The organism is Clostridium paraputrificum AGR2156 (genome assembly GCF_000424025.1).
Classification (GTDB): domain Bacteria; phylum Bacillota; class Clostridia; order Clostridiales; family Clostridiaceae; genus Clostridium; species Clostridium paraputrificum.
Genome location: NZ_KE384122.1, coordinates 174,934 through 193,218, shown reverse-complemented (window position 1 = coordinate 193,218; position 18,285 = coordinate 174,934). Strand labels below are relative to the sequence as shown.

General features: G+C 29.2%; 13 protein-coding genes and 1 tRNA gene. 5 read left to right on the top strand and 9 right to left on the bottom strand.

All coding sequences use genetic code 11. The features are described from left to right. Positions 1-22 precede the first annotated feature (22 nt). Positions 23-1,000, top strand: coding sequence for an HD domain-containing protein (locus G594_RS0115670; RefSeq protein ID WP_027099403.1), 978 nt, complete (start codon positions 23-25; stop codon positions 998-1,000). 22 nt (positions 1,001-1,022) lie between these two features. Here the strand turns inward: G594_RS0115670 and G594_RS0115665 are convergent, their stop codons facing one another. The 6 genes from G594_RS0115665 to G594_RS19220 form a co-directional block, all read right to left on the bottom strand. After that, a complete protein-coding gene (locus G594_RS0115665) occupies positions 1,023-1,934 on the bottom strand; it encodes a DUF2935 domain-containing protein (RefSeq protein ID WP_027099402.1) in 912 nt (303 codons plus the stop codon). 123 nt (positions 1,935-2,057) lie between these two features. Next, entirely contained in the window at positions 2,058-2,681 is a 624-nt protein-coding gene (locus G594_RS0115660) for a hypothetical protein (RefSeq protein ID WP_027099401.1), read from the bottom strand. Continuing rightward, the gene (locus G594_RS0115655) at positions 2,671-3,189 is read right to left on the bottom strand and encodes a hypothetical protein (RefSeq protein WP_027099400.1); all 519 of its coding nucleotides are present in this window, start codon (positions 3,187-3,189) and stop codon (positions 2,671-2,673) included. Before G594_RS0115655 ends, G594_RS0115660 begins: the two co-directional genes overlap by 11 nt. A gap of 129 nt (positions 3,190-3,318) precedes the next feature. Beyond that, entirely contained in the window at positions 3,319-4,584 is a 1,266-nt protein-coding gene (locus tag G594_RS0115650; RefSeq protein ID WP_027099399.1) for a cytosine deaminase, read from the bottom strand. A gap of 12 nt (positions 4,585-4,596) precedes the next feature. Beyond that, entirely contained in the window at positions 4,597-5,832 is a 1,236-nt protein-coding gene (gene codB, locus G594_RS0115645) for a cytosine permease (RefSeq protein ID WP_027099398.1), read from the bottom strand. 338 nt (positions 5,833-6,170) lie between these two features. After that, entirely contained in the window at positions 6,171-12,116 is a 5,946-nt protein-coding gene (locus G594_RS19220; protein ID WP_027099397.1) for a glycoside hydrolase family 2 TIM barrel-domain containing protein, read from the bottom strand. Between the two features lie 347 nt (positions 12,117-12,463). On the opposite strand from G594_RS19220, the gene G594_RS19215 reads away from it, so the two are divergent. The 4 genes from G594_RS19215 (at position 12,464) to G594_RS0115620 (ending at position 14,847) form a co-directional block, all read left to right on the top strand. Continuing rightward, positions 12,464-12,982: a hypothetical protein gene (locus tag G594_RS19215; RefSeq protein ID WP_051196054.1), complete on the top strand. Its 519-nt coding sequence runs from the start codon at positions 12,464-12,466 to the stop codon at positions 12,980-12,982. A 249-nt stretch (positions 12,983-13,231) separates the two neighbouring features. Next, positions 13,232-13,307: transfer RNA gene (locus G594_RS0115630), tRNA-Met, on the top strand. Between the two features lie 317 nt (positions 13,308-13,624). Further along, positions 13,625-14,008, top strand: coding sequence for an RIO2 family protein (locus G594_RS19210; RefSeq protein ID WP_034867115.1), 384 nt, complete (start codon positions 13,625-13,627; stop codon positions 14,006-14,008). Continuing rightward, positions 14,005-14,847, top strand: coding sequence for a metallophosphoesterase family protein (locus G594_RS0115620; RefSeq protein WP_027099395.1), 843 nt, complete (start codon positions 14,005-14,007; stop codon positions 14,845-14,847). The genes G594_RS19210 and G594_RS0115620 overlap by 4 nt, the downstream gene beginning before the upstream one ends. A gap of 71 nt (positions 14,848-14,918) precedes the next feature. Here G594_RS0115620 and brnQ read toward each other — a convergent pair whose 3' ends face one another. The 3 genes from brnQ to G594_RS0115605 all read right to left on the bottom strand — a co-directional run bounded on the left by brnQ (position 14,919) and on the right by G594_RS0115605 (position 17,822). Further along, positions 14,919-16,208: a branched-chain amino acid transport system II carrier protein gene (gene brnQ / locus G594_RS0115615; protein ID WP_027099394.1), complete on the bottom strand. Its 1,290-nt coding sequence runs from the start codon at positions 16,206-16,208 to the stop codon at positions 14,919-14,921. 385 nt (positions 16,209-16,593) lie between these two features. After that, entirely contained in the window at positions 16,594-17,454 is an 861-nt protein-coding gene (locus tag G594_RS0115610; protein ID WP_027099393.1) for an NmrA family NAD(P)-binding protein, read from the bottom strand. Further along, the gene (locus G594_RS0115605; RefSeq protein WP_242829740.1) at positions 17,454-17,822 is read right to left on the bottom strand and encodes a MarR family transcriptional regulator; all 369 of its coding nucleotides are present in this window, start codon (positions 17,820-17,822) and stop codon (positions 17,454-17,456) included. Before G594_RS0115605 ends, G594_RS0115610 begins: the two co-directional genes overlap by 1 nt. Positions 17,823-18,285 lie beyond the last annotated feature (463 nt).

The window sequence follows — 18,285 nt, the reverse complement described above, 5'->3', positions numbered from 1 at the left end:
ATCCTAATTAAGGAGGATAAAAATGATAATAAAAGATATATTATATGGAGAATTCCAGGTAGAAGACATATTTGAGATTTTAATAAATACAAAGGAAATTCAAAGATTAAAAAAAATTCATCAAGGTGGAGCTAGTTTTTTAGTTAATCCAAAATTGAATATTACTAGATATGATCATTCTATTGGAACTATGCTATTAATTAGATTGTTAGGTGGAAGTATTGAAGAACAGATTGCAGGACTTTTTCATGATATTTCACATACTGCTTTTTCTCATGTTATTGATACTGTTTTAGATAATAAAAAGGAAGACTACCATGAAATTATTTTAGAAGATGTAATAAATAACTCAGATATCCCCAAAATATTAGAAAGCAATGGTTACAATTATAAAGATATTTTGCTTCATCATGAAAGGTGGAACATATTAGAAAAATCAGCTCCTAAACTTTGTGCAGATAGAATAGACTATACTCTTAGAGATATGTATAACAATGGGATAATTACTATTGAAGATATAAAAAAATTTCTAACTAATATTAGGGTTATTAATGATGAAATAGTAGTTACATCCCTTGAAACAGGCGAATGGTTTGTAGAAACTTATTACAAAGAAGTTCTTGATTTCTTTATGGACCCTTTAAATATATATTCTAATTATAAATTTGCAGAAGTTTTGAAATTAGCCTTAAATAAAAAAATAATAACCTTAGAAGACTTTTTAAAGGATGACAATTATTTATTAACTATTTTAAGTTCCTCAAGAAACTCTGAAATAATTAATTTACTAAATTCTATTTCTCCAAATACAAAAGTAGTAGAAGATGACTCAAACTATGATATATACAAAGTCAATAAATTAAGAATAATTGACCCTACTATCTATATAAATAATACACTAAATAAAATATCTAATTTATCTTCATACATTAGACAGACAAATAAAGACGCAATCAAAAAGTCCCTTAAGGGATCTTATATAAAAATAGAAAGGAGTTAGTCAATTGGCTAACTCCTAAAGGCTATTTATTATATTTTTTTAAAATTCTTATATAATGATTAGCTTCTCTTATAACATGGTCAGAAAGAAGAGGCAATATTATTGATCTAATTTTACATTCTAATATTCCCTTTGTTCCATCCTTCTTAAAATCTCTTAGCTTAATAGTTTGTGATAAAGTATCATCAGTAACACTTAACTTTGTATCATCTGTAATACTTTCAGCTCTCTTTATTAACTTTTCAAATTCATTAGCAAATTTATTTGATTTAACAATTAATTCATTTTCGCTAGGATCTAGTAAACCTCTAATAAACAACGCATGTTCCATCATAATCTCATCCCAAAATAATTCTGTTTTTCTAATATCGCTCTTTTCTATATCTTTATTATTTTCTAATTCTTTTATGTATGCTCTATAAGTCTTTGCTTCCTCTATTAAATGTTCATTGAACATTGGATAGTTTAGTGTAAATAGTTCGCAACATAAAACATCACTTAATATCTTTATCTTAAACTCAATTAATCCATCTAGTAATTTTATAGCTCTATTATTGATATTCTTTATATAACTTATAATTCTGTCATTATCATTTTTATTCACTTTGCATTCAAGCTTATTTTCCATCAAGGTAATTTTAGTATTTATATCTATTCCTGTATAATATCTTGTTTTCTTTTCTGCATCCAAAGTATATTTAGTAATAATTTCTCCAGAATCTAATAGCTCTTGTCCAATTCGCCCATTACTTACTTTTACTACATCCTGTAATATCTTTTCAAACTTAAACTTATAGTTATCAGCTATCTTTGCTAACTTTTTATTTTTATCTGTAAATCCCACCTCTAAAAAAATTGAATGCTCTTTCATAATTCTAGCCCAAAAAAGATGCAATTCTAGTGATAAGTCAATGTACTTTTCCTTACTTATCATAATTCTCCTCCAAATAATTTTCTTATAATATATTTATTAAAAAATCTTATTTTTGTGTTAAGAAATAAAAAATAAAAGTAGCCTAACTCTACGTTAAGCTACTTTCATTTTTTTTGTATCGTTTTATAATATAAGCCCTAAAATAATTGCAATAATAAGTAGTCCATATATACCTAAACTTAATCTAAGGAAATTGTTTTTACTACTCCCCCTATACTCATTAACTTCTAATTCACTGTTCTTACCCTCTATATAATGGATAAATTCCTTTACTTCAATAGGCAAAGATTTACTTGGAATAAATATATCTTCCTTAATATCTCTTAACTTAATAATTAATCCAGAATGGATCTTTATTATCTCTGTTATTGATTTAAGTGGTGCTTCAATATAGGAATATTTATTTTCTCTACATATTTTATTCTCATCCACTTTAAAAGAATATATAGTATCTATATCAACAAATTGCTTTTTATATTTTTTCATACCTATCTTTTTTCCTAATAAACATATAAGAATTACTATAACTGTTATTCCTAAAAATAATAATAAAATAGCTGTAGTAATATTAGATGCAAATTTATATTTATTAAAAAGCTTAAATACGTTTATAAATACCAGTATATACCCTAATAACTTTACACAACAGGACATATAGATTTTATTAACCACAGCACTACCTACCCTATAGTTAATATACTCCCTATATTCAAATTCATTTTCAGAAGGTGAAAATTTAAAATTCATTGTAGTACCACCTCACCTCTTTATATTTTTCTATATCATAAATTATTACATCTCTTTCAACATTAAAACCATCAAAAGTCATAATACGGTTTAATACACAAGAATTTTTACTAACAAATATTATATAGCCATCATATATTCTAACTTCTTTAATTCCTTCCCATGAAATTTCTATTAATGTTTCATTCTTCTTAATAGTAAGTCCCTTTTCATTAAAATTAATTTCAAGTTCTCCATGGGATTTCTTCAAGTCTATAACTACTTTATTTATATACTTTCCATATATCGTTACCCCTAAAATTATCTGTAGTACAATTAAAGCTAGAAGTATGTATATAGGATAAGATGTTTTTAAAAACATATCTTTAGTAGCAAAATAAAATAACAGAGCTAATATTATATTCACCATAGATACCATTGATACTATAAGCGGAATCAAAAATTTTCCATGAGCTTTTTTAATCATATTTATACTATTGGGATCTGTTAACTGTTTATATGAATACATTATATTCCCCCATCCATAAATTCTCTTATCACTTTTATTGTATCAGCTATATCCATTTTTTACAATTTATACTACCTATATTGCGTTTTGGAAAATTAAAAGAGCTAGTATAAACTAGCTCTTTTAGTACTATCTTTTAAAAGTAATTTCTTTTTCTTCTTCTAAATTTATAAATGACTTACTTGGTAATGTTTTAGCAATTACTCTACCTTCTCTTATAGAGTATAAAACTTCTACTCTTCTTCTTACTGCATCATAACCACTTTCAGCATTTAATAAAATTAAATTACCTGGCTTACCTATTTCTATTCCATATTTATCTTCTATATTTAATGTTCTTGCACTATTAGTTGAGATAAACTTTAGGGATTCATTTATATCATCATATCCCATCATTTGACATACATGTAACCCAAAATGAACTACTTCTAACATATTTCCTGTTCCCATTGGATACCATGGGTCAAAGATATCATCATGTCCAAAGCATACATTAATTCCTGCTTCATCAAGCTCCTTAACTCTAGTAATACCTCTTCTCTTTGGATATGTATCAAATCTTCCTTGTAGGTGAGTATTAACTAAAGGATTTGAAACAAAATTTATTCCTGACATTTTTAAAAGTCTAAATAACTTATAAGTATAAGCATTATTGTATGATCCCATTGCAGTTGTATGACTAGCTGTTACCTTGTTCTTAAGACCTGTTTCTAAAGCTCTTGTAGCTACAACCTCTAAGAATCTTGATTGTTCATCATCAATTTCGTCACAGTGAACATCAACTAATACATTATATTTTTTTGCTAATTCAAAAATCTTATTTATAGATTCAACTCCATACTCCCTTGTAAATTCAAAGTGAGGTATAGCACCTATTACATCTGCACCTAGCTTTATAGCTTCCTCAACTAGTTCTAATCCATTTGGATATGAAAGAATTCCTTCTTGAGGAAAGGCTACTATTTGCAATGTAACATAATCCTTAACTTCTTCTCTTACTTCAACCATTGCCTTTAAAGCAACTAAACTCTCATCTGTAACATCAACATGTGTTCTTATGAATTGAATTCCGTTTGCCACTTGCCACTCTATTGCCTTTTTAGCTCTAGTTTTTACATCTTCTTTAGTTAAAAATTCTTTTCTTTGAGACCACCTTTCAATTCCTTCAAAAAGAGTTCCACTTTTATTCCACTCAGGTTCTCCTGCTGTTAAAGTGGTATCTAAGTGAACATGTGGTTCTATAAATGGAGCAGATGCTAAAGCTCCATTTCCTTCTATAACCTCTTCCCCTTCTAATGCTTCTAAACTTGAATCTATTTCTTTAAACTTTTCGTCTAAAATTCTTATATCAAATGATCCTTCTCTATCTAAAAGTCTAATATTTTTGATTAACATATTATCATCACCTTATTTATTAGTTATTTTTGTTCCTACTACATAAACTAACATTGTTGTTATAATTGCGTTTAATGCTATAACTCCTACTGTAACAACATTTGCAACTATAAATCCTGCTAAGAAGGATACTATAGCCACCCAGTTTATATTTTTGAATTCTGTTTTTTCTATAGTATCATACTTTCTTTTCTTTACAAAGAAGTAATCTGCTATTAATATTCCACCTACTGGAGGTAACATTGAGTTTAAGAATGTTAAGAATGCTGTAAAGTTATTATTTAACCATATTGCACCTACAGTTCCTATTAGCCCTCCTATGATTACCATATGTTTCTTAGGTAATTTTGTTATATTTGAAAGTCCTAATGCAGCTGTATATATTGCATTATCATTTGTTGTCCATATATTTAAACCTAGTACCAATATTGCTGGTATTACTAACCCTTGTGAAAACATAACATCTGCTATATCTGAATTTCCTGTAACCATTGCTCCAACTGCTCCAAACAAGAACATTAATGAGTTACCTATAAAGAATGCTATTACAGTTGTTGAAACTGCAACCTTCTTATTCTTTGAGAATCTTGCAAAGTCTGGCGTAGCTGTTCCTCCACTTATAAAAGATCCTACACATAATGTTACAGCTGTTACTAATGCCATCTTAGTTGTTGGCTCTATATTCATTAATCCTTGAACTCCACCAACTGAATTTGTTGCCATTATAGCTGATGTACTACCTAATATTGCTATGGCTGGTACTGCTATTGCACTTAATATTGTAAGTGACTTCATACCAAAATAAGCTGTTGCTGTCATTAGTATTCCTGTAATTGCTACTAATAAGTATAGATTTACATTAAATCTATTTGCTACTGGTATTGCAAACATTGCTATTCCAACACCAAACCAACCTATTTGAGTAATACTTGTTACAAATGATGCTAAATATGAACCCTTTTCACCAAATGAATACCTAGCAAGTAAGTGCATTGAAAGTCCAGTGTCAGCTCCTATATAAGCTAATGCTCCTGTATAACAAGCTAGTATTAAATTTCCTATGAATACTGCTATAAAGAAATCCTTTAGTGGTAAGCCTGTCCCTAAATTCCCTCCTGTTAACATACTCGCTGAGAAAAATGTAAATCCAAGCATAACCACAAACATTGAAAAGAAACCTTTCTTATCTTTTTTATGCACATGCTCCAATGCATAATCACTATCATGATTTTTTGTCTTTTGTTCCATTTTTTATCCTCCTAAATTTTATATTTAGGAAAACCAGTACTCATATTTAAAAGAAAAGACCTTTCTTTTGTAGAAAGGTCGTTTCACTTAATAAAAAGATATACACCCATGTATCTTTTCATTTTAACTGTGCCGTATAATTTCGACCTTATTAATCTCTCTGGATTTAATTTAAAGGACTAGTTTTCTTGGATTCATTATATATCTATTTGTCGAATTCAGTCAACATGTTTATATTTAATTATTCATTTTTAATAATATTAAATTTTTCCTTGTAATTATATAAAAAATAGAGATAGCCTAATATTAAGCTATCTCTATTCTTTATAATAATAAAACTAATGCTTCTTCTTTAGCATAAATAGGAATCCACCAACCATCATAGCTATACCATTTACAGCTACTATAGGCCATACGTTATTTCTATCTCCAGTTGTAACAGTTCCATTAGTTCCACTACCATTTCCTTGTCCAGGAGTCTCCCCTGGTTTTTCAGTTGGAGTATCAACTGGTGGTTCTGGATTTGGATTTTCTGGTTTTTCAGGTACTTTTGTATTATCCATTGCATCCTTTAACGCCTTCATGATACCTGTTATTTCATCTTTTGAGCCATCTATTAATGCATTTTTTGCTTCTTCAATTTGCTCTTTTAATGTTTTCCAAGCATCAGATTCATAATTTTTCTCTTCTAACTTTTCAGCTTGTGAAATTAACTCTTTCAACTCAGATACATCAACTAGCTTATCATCTATTGATTTTAAGCTTTCTACTGCTGCATTTACCTCATCTTTACTTGCATCTGATTTGTTTAATATTGTTTTTGCTGATTCTACTGTACTAATATATTCACTCCATGAATTTACTGTATAATTTACTTCATCATGAGGAACTAAATTATTAATAGCTTCTTTTAATAATGTTAAATCTACTAATGCTTCAACTTTTCCTGGTGCTTGTGATATTATTAATTGAATTTCTTCATCAGTAGCCTTTGGATTATTTAGTGTATCGATAACACTATCAATAAACTCTTTATAAGCATTCCATGATGCTTCTGTATAAGATTCTTCATCCTTCTTATTAAATTCATCAATAATACTAATCAAAGCTTTTCTATTCTCATCTAATGGAATTAGATTTGCAAATGCATCTTGTAGTTGAGCCATTATTTCTGTTACTTGCTCTTTTGTTGCTGCTGGATTTGATAATACTTCATTTCCTTTTACTAATGCATCTTGTAACTTATTATAACTTTCTTCAACAAATAGATCTTTATCTAATGCTTCATATTCTTCTACCTTTAATTTTAAATCCTTAATATAAACAAGAGAGTTCTTAGCAGAAATTAAAGTCTCTGTAGCATCATCAACTTGTTTTTGTGTTGCATTCTCAGATAATAATATATCCTTTGCACTATTATATGACTCTGTATATGCTTCAAAACTATTAGCTGTATAATCATCCTTTGATTCAGCAATTGTTTCATATTCAGCTATAGCAGATTCTAAATCTACTTTTGTTACAGTATTTACCAATTTTGCATCAGCCCATACAGCATGATCATTTGAATCTGCACCATTAGTTTCTGTAATAAGTGATACTGTTTTAGCTCCACGAATATCTACATTTACTTGAACTGAAGTTTTAAACATCACACCATTTTTACGGAATACCTCTTTACCATCAACCTTTACTACAAAGTTAACATTACTATTACCACCTTGTTCCATTCCAATTCCTGCAATTGCAGTAAAGTTTGTAGCATCTTTACCTTCAACATTAATTGTTACTTCGGAAGGTGCATGTGATCCAACACCCTTTTTAAATGGAGTCTTAACTCCATCAACCCAAACACCTAAAGGACTACCACATGTACAAAGATCCCTTTGGTTTGAACTGTATCCGCCCTTATCAACTATCCATTCCATATCACTTACATACATTTGATCTACTAAACTAAACTTTATAGTATATACCTTTTCTATACCATAAGATGAAGTTGCTTTAATTGTAGCTACAGGATTTTCCTTTGTAGCTTGAGTAATTTCTAATTTTACATTTTCATCTGTAGCAACAGCCTCTACATTTGGGAATGTAATATCTTCTTTATTAAATAAATCATAACTATATTCAGTTCTTAAAGGCTCAAATCCATCTAAAGAAACACCATCTAAAGTTATATTAGTAACTGGCATTATTGAATTTGGATTTAACTTACTATTTTCCATTCTCTCTTTTACAAATTCACTATCATTAGATGCAGCTTTTGTAATTGGAGTAATTCTAAATGAATGTGTATAAGTTTCACCTTTATTTAAAATATATTCACTTAATGGACCTGGACCACAACTTGCATTACCAAGACCTCTTTGAGCATAATCTACTGTTAATACTGTATCCTTAATAGTAGGAACTTGGTATGGATGACCTAGATTCTTCCAGGTATTGTGAATATCTTCAGCCCTATAATGTAGCGCACTTGTTTCCATCTTATCCTCGGCAACTACCATTATACCTTTACCATTTTCACCATTGGTTAAAGCAGTCCATCTAACATCTGTCTTATTTCCATTCTCTTGTGGTCTAACATATTTACTTGAGAAAGAATTAGTTACTGTATCCTTATAAATTCCAATCTTAGCCCCTGTATTTCTATCGATATAATTTTCTTGAGGCCCTCTACCATAATAAGTGATGTTTTCATATCCTTCTGGAACTATCATCTTCATACCAACTCTAGCAATTTCGCCAACTGCATTAGAATTTGCTGGTGTAAAGCTATTGCTTACTACAATATCACCATTTGCATAAATTATATAATCAATTGAGTTTGGTGAATCTATTCCTTCAATAGTTCCATCTACATGTACTGAAACCACCTTATCTTTTACATCTACAGTGTAATTATTAACCTTAAAGTTATCAGCTGCATTTTTCATACCATCTGTGAAGTTTGGATCATTACTTACTCTTGCTCTCCAGTAATTTGGCTTTGGTCCTTCCTTTAATAAAACCTCTCCGTTTACTGTATAATTTGTTATATATCCAGTATTTTTATCAACTGTAACAGAGAATTTATCGCTGTTTTCTCCACCAGTAATAACTGTTGAATCATCTTTTTCTTCTACATTTATTGTATTATTTTCACTTACATCAATAGATGGACGAGCCACTTCTGGTGTATAGTTTAACATAAGTTGTTCGAAAGCTATCTCATCACCCTTATGTCCATAGTATTCTCCTGCCCATGGTTGATCTTCTTTTAGTGTTACACTAAATTCTAATATATAATCAGAACCTTCTACTATTTGCATTTCTGGTAAATCTAATTGAATAGTCTTTTCTTCACCAGGTAAAATATTTTTTTGCTCTTCTGAAAGCTTTCCTTGAGCTTTAATTCCATTATCAATTAAAAGCTTCCAACTTATATCGTATTCATTTAAGTTTGTATTTAAGAATTCGTTTACTATTCTAACTGTTCCATCTTTAGCTTGTCCATCATCATAGAATGAAACTTCTTGATGTACTTTTTTAACTTCATATAACTCATCAGATGGAGTTCTGTCTGCATTCATTAATCCATTTGCACAAAAATCATTATCAGTAACTTTTTCTCCCCAGTCTCCACCATATCCAAAGAAATATTCTCCTTCTGGGTAATTTGTTGTTTCTTCTCTAACTTCATTTTCATTAAAATTCATAGAATATACTATATCTTCTTGAGGAACTTTGTAGTTTTCTTGAATTTCTTGTTTAGTAAGCGCTTTCTTTAAAACCATCACGTTATCAATCAAACCGTTAAAAGTACGCCCATTGTATTGTGGGTCATCACCAATTCCTATATTGTAGCTTGCACTATCTACCGGAGTATTCTTTGATATACTCTTTTCTCCAACCATTTCTCCATCTATATATAAAGAATATTTGCCATTTGCATATGTGCCCACAATATTAGTCCATTTTCCTATTTTTTCACTAGGGAAGTCAACAGTTAAAGTACCACTGCTCCATCCATCCACGAAAAATTCTATTTTATTGTTTGCTTTAGATATTTTTAAATTATAACCATTATCACCTTTAGAAATGATAGCTTGATCACTTCCTGTCATTCCATCTAACTTCACCCATGCTGATAATGTTAATTCGTCACTATTTGCATTTACACTTGGAACAAAAGTTTTTCCTCTTAAGGCTTTTCCTTCTCTTCCATTTTCCAATGTTCCTTTTATTTCTGATTCAGTTCCATCTGCATTTTTCACGTAATACTTTGTAGTATTTTTAATCTTAGTAGCAATTGACTGATCCATCCAATCCCATATGAATCCACCTTGGGCATTTTCATAATTTCTAAATACATCCCAGTACTCCTTAAAGTTTCCTAGTGCATTTCCCATAGCATGTGCATATTCAGATTGAATATAAGGGGCTTTATTATTGGTATTAGTTACGTGTCCAACTACTGATGATACTCCCCAGTATTGTGATGAATAAATATCAACCATTGATTGTTCTCTATTTCCCTTTGTATAACGATTATCTCTTTCATATTTTCTTAGTCTTGATGGATCACGTTCTAAAATCCATTGAGTAGAATTATAAAAACAATAACTATCATTCATAGGGTAAGTTCTATAAGTTGCTTCATTTCCTAAAGACCAAATTACAACAGATGGATGATTCTTATCTCTTTCCACCATATTTATTGTTCTATCCATCACAGAGTTGTTCCACTCTGACTCACCTGATGGTATATCAGCTTCAATTGCTCCTTTATGTGATTCAATGTTTGATTCATCACATATATATAAGCCTAATTCATCTGCTAATGCATAAGTATATGGATTATTAGGATAATGTGATGTCCTAATTGCATTAACATTGAATTGTTTCATTGTTACTAAATCTTCTTTTATATCTTCTCTTGTAAGAGCTCTACCATTTATATGGTCAGTCTCATGTCTATTAGTTCCTCTAAACATGATCTTTTTACCATTAATTTGAGCTTGCTCTTGACCTGCTTCATTTATATCAACTTTATCAATTTCTCTAAATCCAACTCTTTGACAAGTTGTTTCAAGTACATTACCATTTTCATCTTCTAATTGAATTAACAATCTATAAAGATTTGGTGTGTCTGCAAACCACTTTTTAGGGTTAGTAACCTCTTTAGAGCCTGTACCCCTTTGTCCCTTATCATCTGCTCTCTCTTCAACTGTAGCTTTTCCTGCGCTTACTTCTACATCATAAGAAAGTGGTTCATTCCAAAGTTTCTTATCACTATCTATTTCATATAAATCAGCTTTTACTGTATACTTACCAGACTTTTCTGGACTTAAACTTCTTACGTCTGTTTCTAATGTAAGTACAGCATCTTTATATTCTTCATCTAAATCAGTTTTTACAAAGATATCACGAATCTCTACATCTGATTTTGAATATAAAAATACATCTCTAAAAATACCACTTAAACGAATGAAGTCTTGGTTCTCTAAATAGCTTCCTGTTGACCATCTATATACCTCAACTGCAATTGTGTTTTCTCCTGGTTTAAGATATTCAGTAATATTAAATTCATCAGCAGTATAACTATCTTCAGCATATCCTACTCTTTCTCCATTTATATATAAATAGAATGCTGATTCTACACCTTGGAAAGAAACAAAGGTTTGTCTACCATCCCAGTCCTCTGGTAAAACGAAAGTTCTCTTATATTGGCCAACGCTATTTTTAACAGTTGGTGCAACAGGCTTATTCTTTCCATTTGTATTATAGTTTACTGATTCATAATTTGCCCAAGGATATGTCTGATTTGTATAAATTGGTGTGTCATATTTAAAATCACCATTTTCATCTCTCTGAGTTTGTATATTACTTGGAACTTCAATCTTATCCCAGCCTTCTGTATTCCAGGCCTCTTTATAATTTTTAGCTTCACCACCTCTTAAATCGTTTTCACGATCTGCAGGTTTTTCAGCCCATTTAAAGTCCCATGTTCCATTCAAGCTTTGATACCACTTTGAACCTGTTTCATCAAGATTATCTAATGCTGACTTTTCATGCTTCAATGCCTTTTCAATAGTTTCATATGGAGTAAATGTAGACCTTGCTGACTCACGATTTACTTCTATAGTGCTAATTTGGTCATACCATTCTTCTCCTGCAAATTGCGTATCTACCGCTTTTACAAATTTCATTGAACCGAAATCTACTACAGATAATACTAGAGTACTTGCTAAGAGTAATGAGGTAAATCTTTTCGTATTTTTAAAATTCCTACTTTTCATATTTTCCTCTCCTAAATCTTCCTAGTTTTATTTTCTAATATTACTCCTTACCCTACTATGAACTTTTTAACACTTTCTATAATTAATAGATATGATTTCGAATTAATTTATTATTTTTAATCTCCCTCCTCTCTTTACAAAAATAAATATCATATCTATGGTTTCCCACAGTTTAATTATACCTTATTTTACATTTATTGTATATATATTAAATACTTTTCCCATTAAATTAAAGTATGAATCAAAATATATAATTCTATTATCTTTATTTACTCACCTAATATGATTTGCCACTTATTTTAACTAGTAATATAATATTTTATTATAATTCTAGGAGGATTGATTTTATGAAACAAATAAAATTGTGTATTACTATAGCATTGTTATTATTTTTTCCGCTAACACTATATTGCTTTATTCCTACTAGAATTACTCCTAAAAAAGAGTTATCTAAAGATGACATTAAAATAAAAGTTCATTTACAAGTAACAACAGGTCCCCTTTATTACTTAAAAGAAGATAAAAATAAGCTTTGGAATACTATTAAAAATACTTATCCAGATGCTAATCCAAAATATATACAACTTACTGGTAATCTTCCTAATTATGCTGTAGATGATCCTGTCTTATTAGGAGACTTTTATATATATGGAAAAGTTGTTGGAACATATAATGATTCTGCTGAAGGTAAGATTCCACTATTTAATGTTAAATATTGTGACGCAAGTCTTGCTCCAATATTTAGAAATAATTCATTAATAGGACGATTTTCAATACTTTTGTTATTTCTTCCCCTTGTGACTTTACTTCTGCTAATATTACTTATAGTTATTCTTTTTAAAGAATATAAAAGTAAAAATAGTTAGCATTTCACTAATACTTATATATTTCATACATCTGCAATATATAATCAATAATTTCCTTTGACAAAATATATCTTAATTTCTATGATGATTCTAGTTTTTTGTTTTATATAGCATTTAGAGGTATATATGCTTCTAAATAACCTCTTCTTCTCTCACAACATAATATGGTGCATTTCAATTTTGACATTATAATAGCTAACGTATATACTAAAAACACAAGTTAGCTGATGCAAACTTAAAACTTAATATCGCGGGATGGAGCAGTTGGTAGCTCGTTGGGCTCATAACCCAAAGGTCGTAGGTTCAAGTCCTGCTCCCGCAACCAAAAAAATCCTTACATTTTGTAAGGATTTTTTATTTTATTTTAATATAGCCCTTAGCATTACCACGTCTATCAAATAGAATTTAGAACATGCCATAAATTTTAATTCCTTTATAACAAATGAACAAATACTATCATAAACTATACTATTACTTTAAAAGCTGGTGATTAATATTAAACTATATGAAGGTCTTAATTTAAAACATCTTACTCTCTTAGGGCAAGGCTACCAGGGTAAAGTATACAAAATCAACTCATCTAAATGTATCAAAATTTTCAAGAAGAGAGAAGTGTGCTTTGACGAAATAGAAACTTTAGTTATGTGCCAAAAAGATTCTCACTTTCCCAAACTATATTCCTTTGGGGAAGATTATATTATTAGAGAATATATAGATGGTATTGAACTGGATAAATATTTATCTAAAAATAAACTAACCTCTTATATCTGTGAGAATATTATAGCTATATATAAAGCTATGAATTCAGTTGGTTTTAAAAGATTAGATATAGCTTTGTTTCACATATTTATAACACCTTCAAATAACTTTAAAGTTATTGATACAGCCAGAGCTATGAAAAAAGAAAGCATATACCCATCTATACTTCTTAAAGGCCTAGACTCTTTAGGCTACAAAGATGATTTCCTATCTTATGTAGAAAAACATGAAATTGAACTTTTTAATAAATGGAAGGAGGAAATATGAGATTTATAGTATTTGGTGATTCTAAAGGAAAAACTCATGGAATTAATTATAAAGTTCTAAATAACATTCTTTATAGAACTTGCAAATTAAGCCCTCAACCTGAATTTATAGTTGTATGTGGTGATAGCATTGCTGGTAGTACTAATGAAGACATATTAAGATCTCAGTTAAAAAACTTTAAAAATATCTTAAATAAATATCATCCAAATAAACCAATATTGCCTGTTATAGGTAACCATGAAGTAAATATAACTCCACATGATAATAAATTTGAACTTATATTTAAGGAAGTTTATAATGACTTTACCCCTACAGAATACTTAGATGAATATAATAAGACCGTTTATTATTTAGATTTAAGCAATACCAGATTAATAGTTTTAAATACCTTTCATTATAATGAAATACACAAAATAACCAATAATCAACTAAAGTGGTTTGAAAAAATTTCTGCTGAAGAAAAAAGTAATAAGTTCCTTTTTCTCCATTCTCCAGCTTTTCCTACTGGTGCTCACCTTGGTCATTGTCTTGATCTATATCCTAAATTCAGAGATAAATTTTGGAGTATAGTTGAAAAGAATCATATTGATATAGTAATCTCTGGACATGAACATAACTATTCCAGAAGAATAATACCACACTCTAACATTCCACAAATAATTTCAGGAGGAGCAGGTGAAAAACTTCGCAATAAATTTAAAGACAAAAAAGGAGTAATTGTTCCTCCTATAGATAAATTTCACTTTTTAGTTGTAGATATTAACGATAAATTAATAGAAATTTCTGCTATCAGTACTAAAGGTTCTATTTTAGATACTTTCACCATAGATAAAAAATAGTAATATAAAATAACCCAACAGCTAATTATAACTGTTGGGTTATTTTATATAGTAAAGCTTCACTTATATTTTTATAAAACATCTGAAATTAAATCAATAGAGTCATCTTTAAAAATAAAAGTACCTAGTATTCCGCCTATTATTGCTGGGACTATCCAATTAAATCCTAATCTGTCAAAAGGAAGTGCATGAATAAAGTTTATACTAATACCTAAACTATCTATAACAGTAAGAATACTTACAAGCAAAGTGGCATAAGCTGCACCTTTATATATAGAATTCTTAGTAAATATATTTTTAAAAGATACCATTAAAACTAAAACAAGAGCTACTGGATAAAGTATAGTTAATATTGGAGCTGCTATAGAAATTATTTTATCAACACCAAAATTAGAAATAACAGCACTAAAGACACAAATCAACATAACTAAATGCTGATATTTAATTTTTTTATTACTAAGTTCTTCAAAATATCTAGCTGTAACAGAAGTTAAACCTATAGATGTAGTAAGGCAAGCAAAGGCAACTACTACGCTTAATAAAATTCCTCCAGATGAGCCTAGTAAACCTTTTGTTATAGCAATTAGTAATGCAGTTTGAGATATACTAGCATCATAAATATTAGAAACAGTAGCTCCTAAGTACGCTAATCCAGAATATATCAATATAAGACCTACAGCTGCTACTAAGGAAGATTTTATAGTAAGGCTTGTAACTTCTTTTTTATCATTGTATCCCTTGGCTAAAAATGTAGCTATAATAAGTGTAGCTATCCCTCCTGATCCAAGTGCATCCATGGTTTGATACCCTTGAGAAAGTCCTGTTGAGAATAAACTTTGTAAATCACTAGCACTACTTAAGTCCCCCAAAGGAGATAATACACCTTTTGCTATTAATGCAGCTAATGTAAGTAGAAGTATAGGAGTTAAAAACTTACCTATAATATCAACAACCTTATTTGGCTTAACTGTTAAAATAAATGTTAAAGCAAAAAATATAATAGAGAACATAACAGGACCAATTGAATTAGTTAATGGAGCAATACTTATTTCGAAAGTTGTTGCACCAGTTCTTGGAATAATAAGTATAGGCCCTAAACAAAGCATTATAATAACCTCTAAAGCAAGTCCAAACTTCTTACCTGCCCTTCCTAAAACAGCTTGATAAGAACCAGCCCTTGCAATAGCAATAATGGATAAAAGTATCATACCTACATCTGAAATAATGAAGCCTAGGTAACTTACTAACCAGCCACTTCCTGAAGTCATACCTATGTATGGGGGAAATATTAAGTTTCCTGCTCCGAAAAACATTGAAAATATTGCAAATCCTACAATAATTATATCTACCATTTTTTTCATAATGTTACTCCTTTTCTTTTTCACACTCAATCTATGTATCCATAAAATTTTGCTAATAATACTAGATATTAAAAAAGCCACATAGATTTAATCTATGTGGCTTAAATAACAAGTTTACTTACATAATATATTAAACTTAGCCATCATAGATACAAAACCAATGGTCTGTACCTATGATGATTATTTTTATCACAAATACAGACCTAACTAAAATAGCTAAATTCAAAATAGATCTTTAATTTTAAACTGTCATTTACATTTATGCTACCTATCATGTTAATAAACTCCTATATAGTCAATACTTGTTTTAATATTATATTAATAATTAAACCTTGTCAATTAAATATTTATATCCTACTTGTATTCTAATGCTACAACAAACTTTTTATATCCAAGACTTAATATTTTTCCTAACAAACTGTCTAAATGTTTGTGGTTCTTTATTCATAATATCTTTATATACAGTAGTCACCTTTTTTGCCGTTCCCATTCTTGTCATCATATAAAGCATCTCCATAACTGTAGAATACTCTTTATCAAGTCCACGAATTTGTATCCAATATTGTTTTGCTAAACTCGGTTTAAGATTAGCATATGTTATCTCTCTCCCTAGTTCCTCACTTAATATTTTCGCAACTTCGTTATAATCAATGGCTTCTCCCCCTGTTATAGAATACCCCTTATTTTTATGTTTTTCTGGTTCTGATAATACCTTTGCAGTTATCTCTCCAATATCCTCTGCATCTATAAAACTTGTAAGTGCTTTTTTTACTGGAACTACTATCCTATTAAACTCTTTAATTTCAAAAGCGTGTACTCCACTTATATTTTGCATAAAGAAACTTGGACGAATATGACAAAACGGTAATTCAGCTTTTTCAATATATTTCTCTATTTTATAATGTGGTGGAATAGGATTTCTTTCTATACCAATTAATGATAAGAAAGAAACTAACCTTATATGCTTTATATCTTTTAAAATATCTATGAAGGGTTTTAAATCTTCCGGTTTACCTAAATGTGGTGGACGCATAATAAAAACTCTATCAACTCCATCCAATGCATCTTTAAAAGTTTTAGCATCAGTAAAGTCAAAATATACATTTTTAGTTTTATCTCCAAACTTTTTATTTAATGCTTGAATATCAATATCTGCACATACTACATTTTGCCCATTTTCTATAGCATATTTTGCTACATATCCTCCAACGTTGCCTAACGCTCCAGTAATCATTATTTTCCCCATTATTCTTTTTCCTCCAATAAAATATTATTTGCTTTCCCTAATAACTCTATTAATTCCTTATAATCATTCTCACCCATCTTATCACTTAATAATTTCATAGTTTTAAAATATTCATCATATGTTTCTTCAACTAAATCTATAGCCTTTTGAGTTGGTTTTAGTATAAAACTTCGTTTGTCTAATTTTGATTGTTCTTTTATTATGTATTCTTTTTTTAACATTGAATTAACCATTGCAGTAACATTTGGTTTTGTTACTTTAAAGAATTCAGCAATTTTTATAGAATTTATAGGTTCTTCTGATTTTACTAAATAAATAAGCATCCCCATTTCGCTAGCTCTTATTGGTAGTTCTCTTTTTATATTCATATTTATACGACAAAATAAAGTTACTTCTTCTGCTCCTTTAATAAATTGTTCCATATGTCCATCATTATGCTTTTAGGAAGTATATATAAAATATTTACCATATAGTACTTACTTAATACAAAAACTTTTCATCTCCTTGTATTCTCCCTAATTCATTAAAAATAACTTTAAAATTATTAATCCACTGATAACAATATGACTAATCAATAACTATATTAGCTTTTATATTTCTTGTTTCATATATAATATCAAAGTTTGTATTTCCCCCACCAAATTTTAAACTTTCCATGTTTTAATCTATAGGTATTTCATACAATCGCATTTTAAATGCTATTTTATCCCCATCATACAATGTACCTTTTGTAATTTCTATAATATCGTATGGTAAGACTAATTCGCATTTGCCATTCATAGAATCTCCCCCTCAATATACTACTATATATTATATAAATTATTTAACTTA

Bases quoted from the DNA above. Each gene is read 5' to 3' on its own strand.
- G594_RS0115655 (WP_027099400.1), bottom strand. From the start codon at position 3,189: ATGTATTCATATAAACAGTTAACAGATCCCAATAGTATAAATATGATT.
- G594_RS0115670 (WP_027099403.1), top strand. From the start codon at position 23: ATGATAATAAAAGATATATTATATGGAGAATTCCAGGTAGAAGACATA.
- G594_RS0115665 (WP_027099402.1), bottom strand. From the start codon at position 1,934: ATGATAAGTAAGGAAAAGTACATTGACTTATCACTAGAATTGCATCTT.
- G594_RS0115660 (WP_027099401.1), bottom strand. From the start codon at position 2,681: ATGAATTTTAAATTTTCACCTTCTGAAAATGAATTTGAATATAGGGAG.
- G594_RS19215 (WP_051196054.1), top strand. From the start codon at position 12,464: ATGAAACAAATAAAATTGTGTATTACTATAGCATTGTTATTATTTTTT.
- brnQ (WP_027099394.1), bottom strand. From the start codon at position 16,208: ATGAAAAAAATGGTAGATATAATTATTGTAGGATTTGCAATATTTTCA.
- G594_RS19210 (WP_034867115.1), top strand. From the start codon at position 13,625: ATGTGCCAAAAAGATTCTCACTTTCCCAAACTATATTCCTTTGGGGAA.
- G594_RS0115650 (WP_027099399.1), bottom strand. From the start codon at position 4,584: ATGTTAATCAAAAATATTAGACTTTTAGATAGAGAAGGATCATTTGAT.
- G594_RS0115605 (WP_242829740.1), bottom strand. From the start codon at position 17,822: ATGAATATAAAAAGAGAACTACCAATAAGAGCTAGCGAAATGGGGATG.
- G594_RS19220 (WP_027099397.1), bottom strand. From the start codon at position 12,116: ATGAAAAGTAGGAATTTTAAAAATACGAAAAGATTTACCTCATTACTC.
- G594_RS0115620 (WP_027099395.1), top strand. From the start codon at position 14,005: ATGAGATTTATAGTATTTGGTGATTCTAAAGGAAAAACTCATGGAATT.
- codB (WP_027099398.1), bottom strand. From the start codon at position 5,832: ATGGAACAAAAGACAAAAAATCATGATAGTGATTATGCATTGGAGCAT.
- G594_RS0115610 (WP_027099393.1), bottom strand. From the start codon at position 17,454: ATGGGGAAAATAATGATTACTGGAGCGTTAGGCAACGTTGGAGGATAT.